At 43.8% G+C, this 14100-nt stretch carries 10 protein-coding genes, 4 pseudogenes and 1 riboswitch; of the genes and pseudogenes, 8 read left to right on the top strand and 6 right to left on the bottom strand.

Annotated elements, in window-relative coordinates; translation table 11 throughout:
* Positions 1-98: 98 nt before the first annotated feature.
* Positions 99-728: a hypothetical protein gene (locus AB447_RS19910; protein ID WP_048354535.1), complete on the bottom strand. Its 630-nt coding sequence runs from the start codon at positions 726-728 to the stop codon at positions 99-101.
* Between the two features lie 270 nt (positions 729-998).
* On the opposite strand from AB447_RS19910, the gene ahpC reads away from it, so the two are divergent.
* Together ahpC and ahpF are read left to right on the top strand one after the other, a co-directional pair.
* Positions 999-1562: an alkyl hydroperoxide reductase subunit C gene (ahpC, locus tag AB447_RS19905; protein WP_048354534.1), complete on the top strand. Its 564-nt coding sequence runs from the start codon at positions 999-1001 to the stop codon at positions 1560-1562.
* Positions 1563-1575: 13 nt separating this feature from the next.
* Positions 1576-3105, top strand: a complete 1530-nt coding sequence (gene ahpF / locus AB447_RS19900; protein ID WP_057957725.1) for an alkyl hydroperoxide reductase subunit F — start codon at positions 1576-1578, stop codon at positions 3103-3105.
* Between the two features lie 297 nt (positions 3106-3402).
* Here ahpF and AB447_RS19895 read toward each other — a convergent pair whose 3' ends face one another.
* The gene (locus tag AB447_RS19895; RefSeq protein WP_048354533.1) at positions 3403-4755 is read right to left on the bottom strand and encodes an amino acid permease; all 1353 of its coding nucleotides are present in this window, start codon (positions 4753-4755) and stop codon (positions 3403-3405) included.
* A 147-nt stretch (positions 4756-4902) separates the two neighbouring features.
* A riboswitch (glycine riboswitch) is annotated at positions 4903-4982 on the bottom strand.
* A gap of 200 nt (positions 4983-5182) precedes the next feature.
* Positions 5183-6146, bottom strand: a pseudogene (locus AB447_RS19890) (helix-turn-helix transcriptional regulator).
* A 109-nt stretch (positions 6147-6255) separates the two neighbouring features.
* On the opposite strand from AB447_RS19890, the gene AB447_RS19885 reads away from it, so the two are divergent.
* The 4 genes and pseudogenes from AB447_RS19885 to AB447_RS19875 form a co-directional block, all read left to right on the top strand.
* Positions 6256-6852 (top strand): GyrI-like domain-containing protein, encoded by a 597-nt coding sequence (locus AB447_RS19885; protein ID WP_082634682.1) that lies wholly within the window; start codon positions 6256-6258, stop codon positions 6850-6852.
* Between the two features lie 216 nt (positions 6853-7068).
* Positions 7069-7161 (top strand): annotated as a pseudogene (locus tag AB447_RS27580) (hypothetical protein); the annotation flags it as partial.
* Between the two features lie 506 nt (positions 7162-7667).
* Entirely contained in the window at positions 7668-9593 is a 1926-nt protein-coding gene (gene fbp / locus AB447_RS19880) for a fructose-1,6-bisphosphatase (RefSeq protein ID WP_048354532.1), read from the top strand.
* A gap of 109 nt (positions 9594-9702) precedes the next feature.
* A pseudogene (locus AB447_RS19875) lies at positions 9703-10150 on the top strand (FAD-dependent oxidoreductase); the annotation flags it as partial.
* Positions 10151-10177: 27 nt separating this feature from the next.
* Here the strand turns inward: AB447_RS19875 and AB447_RS19870 are convergent.
* Both AB447_RS19870 and AB447_RS19865 read right to left on the bottom strand, forming a co-directional pair.
* Complete coding sequence (locus AB447_RS19870; protein ID WP_048354530.1) at positions 10178-11506, bottom strand: sensor histidine kinase; 1329 nt, start codon at positions 11504-11506, stop codon at positions 10178-10180.
* Between the two features lies 1 nt (position 11507).
* Positions 11508-12194 carry a response regulator transcription factor gene (locus tag AB447_RS19865; protein WP_082634681.1) on the bottom strand — a complete coding sequence of 229 codons (687 nt, stop codon included), beginning with the start codon at positions 12192-12194 and terminating at the stop codon, positions 11508-11510.
* 184 nt (positions 12195-12378) lie between these two features.
* On the opposite strand from AB447_RS19865, the gene AB447_RS19860 reads away from it, so the two are divergent.
* The gene (locus AB447_RS19860) at positions 12379-13014 is read left to right on the top strand and encodes a DJ-1/PfpI family protein (protein WP_082634680.1); all 636 of its coding nucleotides are present in this window, start codon (positions 12379-12381) and stop codon (positions 13012-13014) included.
* A gap of 54 nt (positions 13015-13068) precedes the next feature.
* Positions 13069-13683 (top strand): DUF2306 domain-containing protein, encoded by a 615-nt coding sequence (locus tag AB447_RS19855; RefSeq protein WP_048354529.1) that lies wholly within the window; start codon positions 13069-13071, stop codon positions 13681-13683.
* 64 nt (positions 13684-13747) lie between these two features.
* On the opposite strand, the pseudogene AB447_RS25490 reads toward AB447_RS19855, so the two are convergent.
* A pseudogene (locus AB447_RS25490) lies at positions 13748-14037 on the bottom strand (BBE domain-containing protein); the annotation flags it as partial.
* Positions 14038-14100 lie beyond the last annotated feature (63 nt).

Genomic DNA, 14100 nt, shown 5'->3' with positions numbered 1-14100 from the left:
CGAAACCCTGCAGTCTAGGAAAGCCGAGCATCGGACTTTCACAGGACGTGATGACGGCGGTGTTCGGACAGGACGTCCGGGCACTTAACCGTCGTTCCCTAAGAGGATGGCTCTTCCGTTAAGGAGCCAATCCAGACATTTCCCGCCTTCACTTTATACAATACGTCATGTTCGTAAGTCACTTTTTGATAAGACACGTCTTTTATATGGAGAATATCTTCACGGGTGATAAGCCCGGCTGCCGCGTCTTCCTCCATTTCTGAAAGCCAGTAGTAGTGAGCATGAATATGAAGCTGCCAATCAAAACGGTTCAGCTCGTGTTGCAGCGGCTCGAATCGTTTCATAGGAAACGATTGACCCCCATCCTCCTTGTCAAAAGCATCGCTGTAAAAATCGATCGCTTCCTTATAGGCGGTCACAATCTGTGAACCGATAAAATCGTGTTCAAACAGCCAGATTTTCAAATAGAAATCTTCATTCTCAGCCTCCATTCGCCGATGCCATTCATCATAAACGTCAATCATGGCCTTTACTAGCAAACGGTTATACCAATCGGGAGGATTCACGTTTGGAATGCCGTAAAAAGGGTGTATCCACAGTTTTGCATAATCTCTGTGACGGTCCCTGACATGCTCCATATCCAGCCGAAGATGACGCTCCTTCCACACGTCAATTTTTCTTTTATGCCTTTTCCAGCCTCTGATTTTTTTCTTTGTTGATCTGTACATATCATCCCTCTTGCAACCTCAAATACACTCACTAATTGAGAATCATAATTTTTAACATGATTGTAACAATTAAAGCTGAAACCCGGTACAACTCTTTCACTTCGCAAGGTAAAACAGAAACAGATGCAGAAATAAACATAAAAATGCAGTTTTTCTGCCTTGACAAATAAAATATATTATTTAATAATTTATACATGATTAGAATTATTTTAGATAACTAAAGTTTTAACTTTTGTTATTTATTACATTAACATATAGGAGGACGATATTATGTCTCTAATCGGAAAAGAAGTAAAACCATTTGCAGCGAAAGCTTACAAAAACGGTGAGTTCATCGATGTAACACACGAGGACCTGAAAGGTCAATGGAGCATTTTCTGCTTCTATCCGGCAGATTTCTCATTCGTATGCCCAACTGAGCTTGAAGATCTTCAAAACCATTACGCTGCCCTAAAAGAGCTTGGCGTTGAAGTGTACTCTGTTTCAACTGATACTCACTTCGTACACAAAGGCTGGCATGACAGCTCTGAAAAAATCGGCAAAATTACTTACGCGATGATCGGTGACCCGTCTCAAACGATCTCCCGCAACTTTGAAGTACTTAACGAAGAAGACGGTCTTGCTGACCGCGGAACATTCATTATCGATCCAGACGGCGTGATCCAAGCTGTTGAAATCAACGCCGGCGGTATCGGCCGTGATGCAAGCATCCTGATCAACAAAGTGAAAGCAGCACAATACGTTCGTCAAAACCCAGGTGAAGTTTGCCCGGCTAAATGGGAAGAAGGTTCTGAAACCCTTACGCCAAGCCTTGACCTGGTAGGCAAAATCTAAGGAGTGCATTCAATTGGTACTTGAAGCAAATATCAAAGCACAATTAAACCAATACATGCAGCTAATTGAGAATGACATTGTTCTCAAAGTTAGCGCAGGCGAAGATGACGTCTCCAAGGATATGCTGGCTCTCGTTGAAGAGCTGGCTTCCATGTCATCCAAAGTCACTGTCGAAAAAGCGCAATTAAACAGAACGCCAAGCTTCAGCGTCAATCGTGCCGGAGAAGAAACCGGCATCACATTCGCCGGTGTACCGCTCGGACACGAATTCACTTCATTAGTACTGGCGCTTTTGCAAGTGAGCGGAAGACCGCCTAAAGTCGATCAAAAAATCATCGATCAAATCAAGAACATCAGCGGCGAATACCACTTTGAATCTTATATCAGCCTGACATGCCACAACTGTCCTGACGTTGTCCAAGCTTTGAACATGATGAGCGTGCTCAACCCGAATATCACACACACCATGATCGACGGTGCGGCATACAAATCTGAAGTCGAAAGCAAAAACATCATGGCAGTGCCGACCGTATTTCTGAACGGCGAATCATTCGGAAGCGGCCGCATGACAATCGAAGAGATTCTTGCGAAGATGGGCAGCGGCACAGATGCCTCTGAGCTTTCTGACAAAGATCCGTTCGACGTCCTTGTCGTCGGCGGCGGTCCTGCCGGTGCAAGCGCAGCGATCTATGCGGCCCGTAAAGGCATCCGCACAGGTATTGTCGCTGAACGCTTCGGCGGTCAGGTCCTTGACACGATGAGCATCGAGAACTTCATCAGCGTAAAACGCACCGAAGGACCGAAGCTTGCAGCAAGCCTCGAAGAACACGTGAAGGATTATGATATTGACGTCATGAACCTTCAGCGCGCAAAACATCTCGAGAAAAAAGATCTGTTCGAGCTTGAACTCGAAAACGGCGCTGTTCTGAAAAGCAAAACCGTGATCCTTTCAACAGGAGCGCGCTGGCGCAATATCGGCGTACCTGGCGAACAAGAGTTCAAAAACAAAGGTGTCGCATACTGCCCTCACTGTGACGGACCTTTGTTTGAAGGCAAAGACGTAGCCGTCATCGGCGGCGGCAACTCCGGAATCGAAGCAGCGATTGACCTTGCAGGCATCGTCAACCATGTCACTGTTCTTGAGTTCGCGCCGGAGCTGAAAGCTGACGAAGTTCTGCAAAAACGTCTCTACAGCCTCCCTAACGTGACTGTCGTGAAAAACGCACAGACAAAAGAAATCACAGGCGAAGAAAACGTAAACGGCATCACTTACGTAGACCGTGAAACTGGAGCGGAAAAACACGTCGAACTCCAAGGCGTCTTCGTCCAAATCGGTCTCGTACCAAACACGGAATGGCTGCCTGAAACCGTCGAACGCAACCGCATCGGCGAAATCGTAGTCGACAAACGCGGCGAAACAACCATCCCAGGCCTATTCGCTGCAGGCGACTGCACAGACAGCCCGTATAACCAAATCATCATTTCGATGGGATCTGGTGCGAATGCTGCGTTAGGAGCGTTTGATTATTTGATCCGGAACTAACACGAAAGGCGCTATGCTGCTTAAACGGCAGTATGGCGCTTTTTTATGTTATAACCCATATAAATAGAACTTCACATCATGGCCGACAAACATTTCCATATGATCAAATTGTACGGATAGGACCAAGCGGGATATTGCGATTGTCCATTCATGTATGAATTGTATTCCATGACTCCATTCCTCTCGTTCTCATGTCTACATTAAATATAAACCTATAAAAGGAAACGGTTAATTAAAAATAAAGACGGCATACTGCATGCAGTACACCGTCTTTTTCAAGAGATTTAATTTGACTCATCATGTTCTTTTTGTCCTGTTTTTTTTCATCCAAAATAAAATAAACAATAAAATAAACCATAGAGGAGTCAGCAGCAAGGCCGGGCGAGTCGCATCCGCAAACAGCATAATTATGAGAATGACCGCAAACATCGCCAGGACAACATAATTGATAAACGGCGCGAATGGCGCTTTGAATGTTGATGCTGCGTGTAAGTGCGGACGGGTTTTCCTGTATCTGATATGGCTGACAAGAATCACACCCCACACCCATATGAAACAAATCGCGCTGATGGTTGTCACGATGCCAAAGGCTTGTTCCGGTATCAGTTTGCTTAATAGCGCTCCTGCTGACAGGACAATGGTTGATACCCATAACGCGTGACTCGGCACATGGTTTTTATTCAGCTTCGCAAAATTGGCCGGGCCCTGTTTCGTTTTACTTAAATTGTACAGAATCCGGCTTGTTGAAAACATCCCGCTGTTACAAGCAGACGCGGCTGACGTTAATACAACAAAATTAATGATTCCCGCGGCAAGCGGGATGCCGACTAAGCTGAAGGTTTTCACAAAAGGACTTTCCGCTGCATTCAGTTCCATCCAAGGGTTAATACATAGTAAGACGATAAGCGCGCCGACGTAGAAAAATAAAATCCGTAAAGGAATTTTATTAATAGCCGATGGAATATTTTTTTTCGGGTTCGACGTTTCCGCCGCCGATACACCTACTAATTCCACACCGACATATGCAAAGATCACCATTTGGAAAGAAAGCAAAAAGCCTGAAAATCCGTTTGGAAACAAACCGCCATGCTCCCAAAGGTTGGTAACCGAAACCGTTCCTGTATGCGTCTTAAACCCGATCACCAGCAAAATAACACCGATGACAATTAACGCAAGAATCGTGATCACCTTTATTAAAGCGAACCAAAATTCCAATTCTCCAAAAAGCTTGACAGTCAACAGATTGAGCCCTAATAAAATGAGTAAACAGATAAGTGCAGGGACCCACTGCGGAATATCAAACCAATATTTCACATAGACACCGACGGCAATCACATCCGCCATAGCCGTCATAATCCAGCAAAACCAATAGGTCCACCCGGTGACAAACGCCGCACGCGGCCCCAGATACTCCTCGGCAATATCGGTTAACGATTGATAACCCGCTTTAGATAACAGCAATTCTCCCAGCGCCCGCATCACGAAAAAAAGCGCAATACCTACAATGAAATACGCAAAGATGATAGAAGGACCTGCCAATTGAATCGCCTTACCGGAGCCTAAAAACAACCCGGTGCCAATCGTCCCGCCAATAGCGATAAGCTGTACGTGCCGATTGGATAAGTCCCTCTTTAATTCCCGCTGTTCCACATCAAACTCCTCCTTGCCTCTTTAGTGAACGACGAGCAGTAAAAAAGCCCATAAAAAAAGAGATTGGATGTCCTCCAATCTCGCGGTCATAAGAATATCAAAATATATTTGTGCCGCTGACAATCATCAGCACGACAAATACATATTCGGTACTCTTCTGTCCTTTTGCCTGAGATTGTGAACCCTTCGGCGCCGCAGAATTCCGCGGTCTCTCCAGAAGCTGCTCCTGCTGTAGTGCGACCCACAGCAATCATAGCTTGCATGTATTGAGTTTTTCGATAGAGATGATTACTATCGGATAACTTTTAATTTTAATAGAGGTTGAGTGATTTGTCAATGGTCCTATTTATAGTTAACGCTAGTATTCTTAAACTCACCTATACTAGCGACAATATTCTTTCGAAAATTAGGGTTTAACTGGCACTGCTTATGGGCAGAATAAGCATAATCTCTCTTGTAAACCTTCTAATACTTCTTCTGGTACTTCCCTGACCTTGATATCTTCACCTATGAAAAGCAGCCAATTTGTTATTTCGGACAATTCTTCGGGATGATTCACATTGATAAAAGTCTTTAGAATGGCTGCGGTTTGATAAGGATTCGTATAGGAAATTGAAATTTTTAAAGGATGATATTTTTTGAATTGGGCAATCGCCTGTGGACCAAGTTCAAGGACAAGGTTGATTACTTCTTCCTGCTTACTTAGTTTCTCTAAAATCTTTTTCTTACTTATTCTTTTTTTCGCAGAGTATGGTTTGACATTGGTAAGATTGTCCACAGGGAAAATCCTCCTCCTTACATCCTTTAAGTCAAAGCCTTCAATCAGCCAAAGGCCTTTTTCATGATAAAGGTGCAGGAGATAAATGGGATAAGTCTTTATTACCTTCTCTTCTTTGATGGTAATCAATAAATAGCTATCCAAAAGAAGGAGCTGGATGAGTTTTTCTAACATGGGATAGGGGAGATCTGAAAGCTCAAGCAGGTCGGGATTATTGGGGTTTGTCCCTTCAAAAAGCAAGATTCGATTTTTAAAAAAACAGGGTCTCTTGCTGGTTTTCTGAGATAAGGCCCAGTAATTTTTCAGCTAAAGACTGACGGCTCTTTAGATAAGGGAGTTGTTGATTTCTTGTAGCCATAAAAGCAATAAAAAGAGCTTTAATCTCATTATCGGTAAAGCGAACAGCGGGCAGGACAGAGTGGTTCATGACAAAATAACCCCCGCTCCTTCCAACTTCAGCAACAAGCGGCATCCCCATAGCTTCAATTTCCCTGATATCCCTGATAGCTGTCGAACGAGAGATGTGAAATTCCTGCATGATTTCAGAAATTGTAAAGTGGGCGCGGTTGTTGATATACCGCATGATGATATTAATCCGTTCAACTTTTTTCATCGGGGCCTCCTAAACAGTATCATTTTTTGACATGATTTAAGGTTATTATAAACGCATCAAGTGAAAAGACAAATCATTTGATTATTTTAAAAAGAGGAAGGTTTTGAATATGAAAAATTACACGCTGGAGGAAAAAGACAGCTTTACCGTTTTTGGTATTGGAACAGAGCTTGAGAGCGATTACACAGATTCTGCTGGCATAAATAAGGAAAAGGCAGACTTTTGGGAGGCCGTCAAACAAGATGGAAGGTTTGACACTTTAAAAGCCATAGCTACAAATGACTATATTTTTGCCGTGAACGAAGCGGTAAACAACAAGATGATGCATTATGCTGGCGTGATGACAGAGGCAGAGGCGTCGGTGGCGGGAGAAACCAGAGTTATCCAATTCCCTAAGGGGAAATACCTGGTTGTTAAAGGGGAAGGGAAGACGGCTGATGAGTTGAGCAATAAGCTTACTGGCATTGCCTTCGGTCAAGTCTTGCCGGAAGCAAAGAATTTTGCCTATGTTTTTTATGGGGATGGTCTTGCAGTCAACGTCATGTATACGATTGAAGATCCTAAAAAGCGGGCCGTTGGGTTTAAGCTTTCTGAGGGGATGAAGGTACCAAAGGAGTTAGAAGGAAAGTTTAAGTTCGCTAGGCAGAGGTCTAAATTAGCTGGAACCATTAGGGGCTCCTATTTTGTCATTAAAGGAGAATATTAAAGTAAGCAAAAGCGTAAGTGCCGGAATTCAGTCATTTTTCGTATTTGATCATTCTTTTTCTTCATTCGGATAAGAAAAACTTGGTTGAGCAAAAAAGCAAATTCAGCATAAAGCAAAAACAACAACCATTCATGCATTCAAATGACAAAACAGCACCTCTCCGTCAAATTTGAAGGTGCTGTTATTTTTTTAGCGTAAACCTTATTGACGACTTATGGTACGGCTGGTGCAAATGCAGCTATCCACCCTGCCCGTAAAGGCATCCGCACAGGGATTGTCGCTGAACGCTTCGGTGGTCAAGTTCTTGACGTTGATAAAAAGCCCCATAACAAAGAGATCGGATGTCCTCCAATCTCGTGGTCATAAGAATAACAAATCATATTTGTGCCGCTGACAATCATCAGCACGACAAATACTGCTTAAGATTGTAAAACCCTTCCGCGGTCTCTTCAGAAGCTTCCCCTGCTATAAGTACGACCCACAGTAATCATGGCCTGCTACGTATTGAGTTTTCATTCCTCTCATTTCTGAAAACGAGACAATCCTGCGATAGAAAAGTGACCAAGCCAAAGCCGGGTTACTTCCTAAGCTGAAATACGGTGTCCGATTAATGTTAAAGAAGCCTTCTCAAGCTTTCTCTCCGCTCATCTCAGCGCCTCTTTCCCTCGTTTTGATTGTCTCAAAAAGAAGTTATGCGGTACTATCATATAAAGGTCAATTATTTAAAAATAATGTCATACTTTTAAAATCACCTTATCATGCAAATGCTCGTACATAGGGGGACAGCTCCTATTCTAAAAAGGGGATGGACAATTTTGGAAACCAAATATTTAGATTTACTCGCACAAAAATACGATTGTGAAGCAAAAGTGGTAACGGAAATCATTAATTTGAAAGCGATACTGAACCTGCCGAAAGGCACCGAGCATTTTGTCAGTGATTTGCACGGGGAATACCAGGCATTCCAGCACGTGCTGCGAAATGGTTCAGGAAGAGTAAAAGAGAAGATACGCGATATTTTCAGCGGTGTCATTTATGATAGAGAAATTGATGAATTAGCAGCATTAGTGTATTATCCGGAAGACAAACTGAAGTTAATAAAACATAATTACGATACGAAAGCATCGTTAAACGATTGGTATAAAGAAACGATTAATCGAATGATTAAGCTCGTATCTTATTGCTCTTCCAAGTATACCCGCTCCAAATTACGCAAAGCACTGCCCTCTCAGTTTGCTTATATTACGGAGGAGCTGCTGTATAAAACAGAAGAAGCTGCCAACAAAGAACAGTATTACTCCAAAATCGTAGATCAGATCATTGCGCTTGGCCAAGCTGATAAGCTGATCACCGGTCTTGCATATAGCACGCAGCGATTGGTTGTCGACCATCTGCATGTTGTCGGCGATATTTACGACCGCGGACCGCAGCCGGATCAGATTATGGAAGAACTGATCAACTATCATTCAGTCGATATTCAGTGGGGAAATCACGATGTCCTTTGGATAGGCGCTTATTCAGGCTCTAAAGTATGCCTGGCAAATATTATCCGCATCTGTGCCCGCTATGACAACTTGGATATTATTGAAGACGTGTACGGCATCAATTTGAGACCGCTCTTGAACCTTGCCGAAAAATATTACGATGATAACCCATCTTTCCGTCCGAAAGCAGACGAAAACAGACCGGAAGATGAGATTAAGCAAATCACAAAAATTCATCAAGCGATTGCGATGATCCAATTCAAGCTTGAAAGTCCGATTATCAAGAGACGGCCGAACTTTAATATGGAGAAACGGCTGTTACTGGAAAAGATTGATTATGCCCGAAATGAAATCACGCTGAACGGAAAAACATATCAACTGGAAAACACCTGCTTTGCGACGGTTAATCCGGAACAGCCAGATGAGCTATTAAAGGAAGAAGCGGAAGTCATAGACAAGCTGCTATTCTCTGTCCAGCATTCCGAAAAGCTGGGCCGCCATATGAATTTTATGATGAAAAAAGGCAGCCTTTATTTAAAATATAACGGCAACCTGTTGATTCACGGCTGTATTCCAGTTGATGAAAACGGCAATATGGAAACGATGATGATTGAGGATAAACCGTATGCGGGCCGTGAGCTGCTTGATGTATTTGAACGATTCTTGCGGGAAGCGTTTGCCCACCCGGAAGAAACCGATGATCTGGCGACGGATATGGTCTGGTATTTATGGACAGGCGAGCACTCCTCCCTTTTTGGAAAACGCGCTATGACGACCTTTGAGCGGTATTTCATTAAAGAGAAGGAAACACATAAAGAGAAGAAAAACCCGTATTACTATTTGCGTGAAGACGAGGCAACCTGCCGAAACATCCTGATAGAATTCGGCCTCAACCCGGATCATGGCCATATCATCAACGGCCATACACCGGTAAAAGAAATCGAAGGAGAAGATCCGATCAAAGCAAACGGAAAAATGATCGTCATCGACGGCGGCTTCTCCAAAGCCTACCAATCGACAACAGGTATCGCCGGCTACACGCTGTTATACAACTCCTACGGCATGCAGCTCGTCGCCCATAAACACTTTAATTCCAAGGCGGAAGTGCTGAGCACCGGAACTGATGTCTTAACGGTGAAACGATTAGTGGATAAAGAACTTGAGCGGAAGAAAGTAAAGGAAACGAATGTTGGTGAGGAACTCTTGAAGGAAGTAGCTATTTTGGAGAGATTGCGGGAATATCGGTATATGAAGTGAGGAAATGTGGAGTTCAGGGATCATTCTCTGGGCTCTTTTTTACGGTTTTCCACTTCGTACAGCAAATTGCTAACAAGGTCTGGTTTTCTGCTCGTTCATAGATAAGTAAGCGGCGATTGATCTCGCAGGTATCGTCAACCATGTCACTGTTCTTGAGTTCGCACCGGAGCTGAAAGCGGAGGAAGTCCTGCAAAAACGCCTCTACAGCCTGCCAAACGCGACTGTAGTGAAACATGTACAAACGAAAGAAATTACAGGTGACCAAAACGTAAACGGCATCACTTACGTGGATCGTGAAACAGGCAAAGAACAACACGTTGAACTCCAAGGTGTCTTCGTCCAAATCGGTCTCGTGCCAAACACAGAATGGTTAGACGGATCAGTCGAGCGCAACCGCATCGGCGAAATCGCAGTCGATAAACACGGCGAAACAAGCATCCCCGGCTTATTCGCGGCCGGCGACTGCACAGACGGCCCGTACAACCAAATCATTATTTCGATGGGATCGGGGGCAAATGCCGCATTAGGTGCGTTTAGACTACCTGATTCGCAACTAATCTATCAAAAAAGCTATTGCTGAGTTTTCAGCATAGCTTTTCTCTTTCCAAGGGAAGCCATCCTTCCAGCAGCGCGCCTCCTTCAGGATCATTTCCCGCCGTCAGATCGCCTCCGTGCCGTCTCATGATCCTTTGTGAAATCGTCAACCCCAACCCGGCTCCTCCGGTCGACCGGCTTCTTGATGCTTCCCCGCGATACAAGGGCTCAAATACACGGCGAAGCTCCTCCGGGGAGAATCCCTGCCCAGTATCTCGAACCGTGAAGATGACGTTGTCACGATCCTTATCACACTGAACAACAATCTCGCCAGCGCCGGGTGTATGTCTAACCGCATTGTCCAATAAATTGTTCATCGCACGTTTTAATAAATGCGGATCACCGCTTATCATACACTCATGTTCAAAAGCCCTCTCAACAATCGTAATCTTCTTTTGTTGCGCTTGCGGCCTTATCGTATTGATCGACTGCTTCAGGACCTGTGAGAAATCAACTGTCTTTTTGTTAAGCTCCATCTCGACGTATTCTGTCTTTGTAAATGTAAACAAGTCCTCTACAAGCCGGTCGAGCTGAGCTGACTTTTCCTTGCAAACCGCCACATACTTCGTCATTTTCTCCGGTGATTGGGCAATCCCTTGCTCTAATCCATCCAAATAACCCCTGAGAGCGAATAATGGAGTGCGTAAATCATGGGCGACAGCAGCAATCATGAAGCGACGTTCATCCTCCAGTTCGACCTGCTTCTGAAACGCTTCTTGAAGACCATTCACCATGATGTTAAAACCGTCACGAACCTCGGCAATTTCCGTGATCTTTGACGAAGGCAGCCGCGCGTCAAAATCCCCATTTGCAATCTTCCGAGCGCTGAGACCCAATTGCTCAAGAGGCGTTATCATCCATCGTCTCATGGCCATGCCGATGATCAATAAAGCCAGTATGAAGCCTATAAATGCCGCCATCCATTGAATCGTTCTAGACGATGAATGGTAAAGGGCAACCCTGCCGATGATTCTCCCGTCCTCAATGACGGAAAACTGTTCCGGTTTCACCGGTATATGTTTTCGCACAGCAGCCGTTTCAAAAATGACCTGATCTGAAGCCGACAGAATAGATGCACTCATGTCCACTTTTTGCAAATGACGGCTCAATTGTTTTTGCCAGGCTTTGTCTGTCCAGTTTTCCGAATGGGTTTCGATCAAATGAATCGTTTCATTCAATTCTTTTCGTTCAGAATCAGTCATATCAAAATGAAGTGTTTTGGTTTCCATAAAGTGTGCAGCTAGAAAAAATATCCATGGCAACAGGAATATGAAAAATAGGCTGAGCACGGTAAATTTACGAATGCGAATCGTCTTCATGTTATTCTCCCATGAAACGATAGCCAATTCCCCATACATTGACGATTAATTTCGGGTGATTTGGATCGGCTTCAATTTTCTCGCGAAGTCTGCTGAGATGAACACGGACCGTATGTTTATCACCAACGCCATCCCAAAATTTCTCCAATAATCGGTCATATGAAAAAACATGTTTCGGATGCTCTGCAAGCAATTGCAGCAATTCATATTCTTTAGGTGTAAGAGCAATGATTTCTCCATCCAGCCATACTTCCCTTGTCGATAAGTCCAGCGAGAGATTTCCGTAACGCAAAACTTTTCTATTGTACTCTGGTTGAGAACCCGCGCGTCGTAATACAGCCTTTACTCTGGCCACAATCTCCCCGGGTGAAGCCGTTTTGACAATATAATCATCCGCCTTAAGCGCCAGACCCCTGATCTTGTCTGCATCACCGCTCCGCGCGCTCAAGAAAAGGATCGGTACATCACTGTTTTCCCGAATGTGGCGACATAAGTCGAATCCGTTTTGTCCCGGCATCATGATGTCAAGGATCATGCAATGAATCGTACTCTGTTCAAACACAGCCAGTGCTTGAGAAGCGTCTCCAGCGGTTTTCACGTGAAACCCTTCATTCTCCAAAAAATCCCTTAATAATTCGGCGATACTTTTTTCATCGTCTACAACTAACACCGTCTGCACTTCCTTCACGCATGACACACCTTTCCGTAATGACCATCTATTTATCAATATCATATGTTTCAACAAGCAGCAAGCCGGCGTGACACGGTTGTGATGGTTTCTTGATTGTTTTGTGATATTTTTAGCGCTTTTTTTGTGACACCTCATTGATATGCTTCTTGATGACAAGAAATCTAAATTGGAGGTCATCGTTATGCATATTCAAATTGTGTTGTTTGACGGATTTGATTTATTAGACGCCACTGCTCCATATGAAGTATTGACTGCCGCTGCAAGTTTTTCCCATAAGGAAGTAACAGTGGAGCTTGTGTCGGCAGAGGGTGAAAAAATGATAAGAAGCGGATTAAATGATCTAAAACTTCAAGCAAACGGCAAACCTGATCTATCCCGCAAAGGCATCATACTCATACCAGGAGCTGCTGATGCTGATGGACAAGAAGCGATTCAAAGGAAATTAATAGGAGCCGCTCAAACAGAATTAGGCGATATTCTAAAAGAAGCTGTGAAGAAACCTGATATCCTGGTTTCCACGGTCTGCGGCGGTTCGGTTATTTTAGCGATCGCCGGTTTATTAGACGGCCGTCATGCCGTAACCCATCATATGGGAATGGATTTTTTGCGGACGACGAACGCGATTCCAATCGATGCCCGTGTTGTAGATGATGGTGACCTTGTGACCGGCGGCGGTGTGACGTCTGGACTTGATGTCGCCCTTTACTTAGTTGAACGGGAATTAGGCCCTCGTATCGCAATCTCTTTAGAACAGCTGTTTGAGTATGAACGCAGGGGCACAGTTTGGAAAAATACAGGCCTTTCCCCGAAAGGCTGATTGAACCGGAAAGCGGCAATTGGATGACTCAAATCTTTAAGGAGCATATGTTGAATGAAAAGGACGATTAAGGGATTCATTGTGTTGATCTCTTTCATGTGGGTGTTTCATACATTCTCAAAAAACTTTATGGCGGATCCAAATTTAGAAAAATTCATTGCCAGAAAGGATCAAATTCTCACAAATGAATCCCTTTGGTTATGGATGATCCGTCTCCATATTTCGCTGGCCATCATTTCTCTTGTGACCGGCCCGCTTGGCATGATCAAAGCGATTCGAACCAGATCGAGGACTTTCCACCACTGGAACGGCCGTTTATATATCCTGTCTATCATATTAAACTTCATTCCCGGCGTTTATGTGTCTTTTTTTGCAACCGGAGGATGGCCCAGTACAATCGGATTTCTGATTTTAAATACATTATGGCTTGGAACGACTATCCTAGCTTATCTGTCTATTAAAAGAAAAAAAGTCATACTGCACAGCCAATGGATGATGAGAAGCTTCTTTCTTTCATTTGCGAATATGACGATTTATATAATAGTTGCGATTACGCATAACCTAATGAATGTCTCATATGGACATTCCTACACAATAGCCGTTTGGCTTTGCTGGATCATCAACCTGCTGATTGCGGAATTTATCATTAAAAAGCAGGTATTTTCATAAAGCTTTCTTCAAAGGCTTAATCATTTTTGATTAAGCCTTTGAACATTCTTACCAACGAAGACATTTACAATGGCGGGATGCTTTGCTCAAAACGGAAAACATAAAAAGGATCCACTTCTGTTTTCACCTTTCTGAGCCTATGAAAATTTCGCCCATAATACGTTCCGGCCAATCGCGTATAAAAAGGTCGGGCCAATTTACATAATCACCCTCGGTATAGGGCTTCAACGCATTTCTTAATGATTCCACCCAGCGAACATTCCTTTCTTCTTCGGCCCGATCTGTCCACTTCGCATTATATTCTTGAGCAATGATGGCCTTCCGATGATAATAGGCTGTTTCCGTATGACTAATCTATGGATTTCTGCATAGCGATGAAACGGCTGATTGATAGATTCATAGAAAGATTTTGCTTTA

Source organism: Bacillus glycinifermentans (genome assembly GCF_001042475.2).
Lineage (GTDB): Bacteria > Bacillota > Bacilli > Bacillales > Bacillaceae > Bacillus > Bacillus glycinifermentans.
The sequence above is the reverse complement of the archived record's forward strand: the minus strand, read 5'-3'. Positions and strand labels throughout refer to the sequence as shown.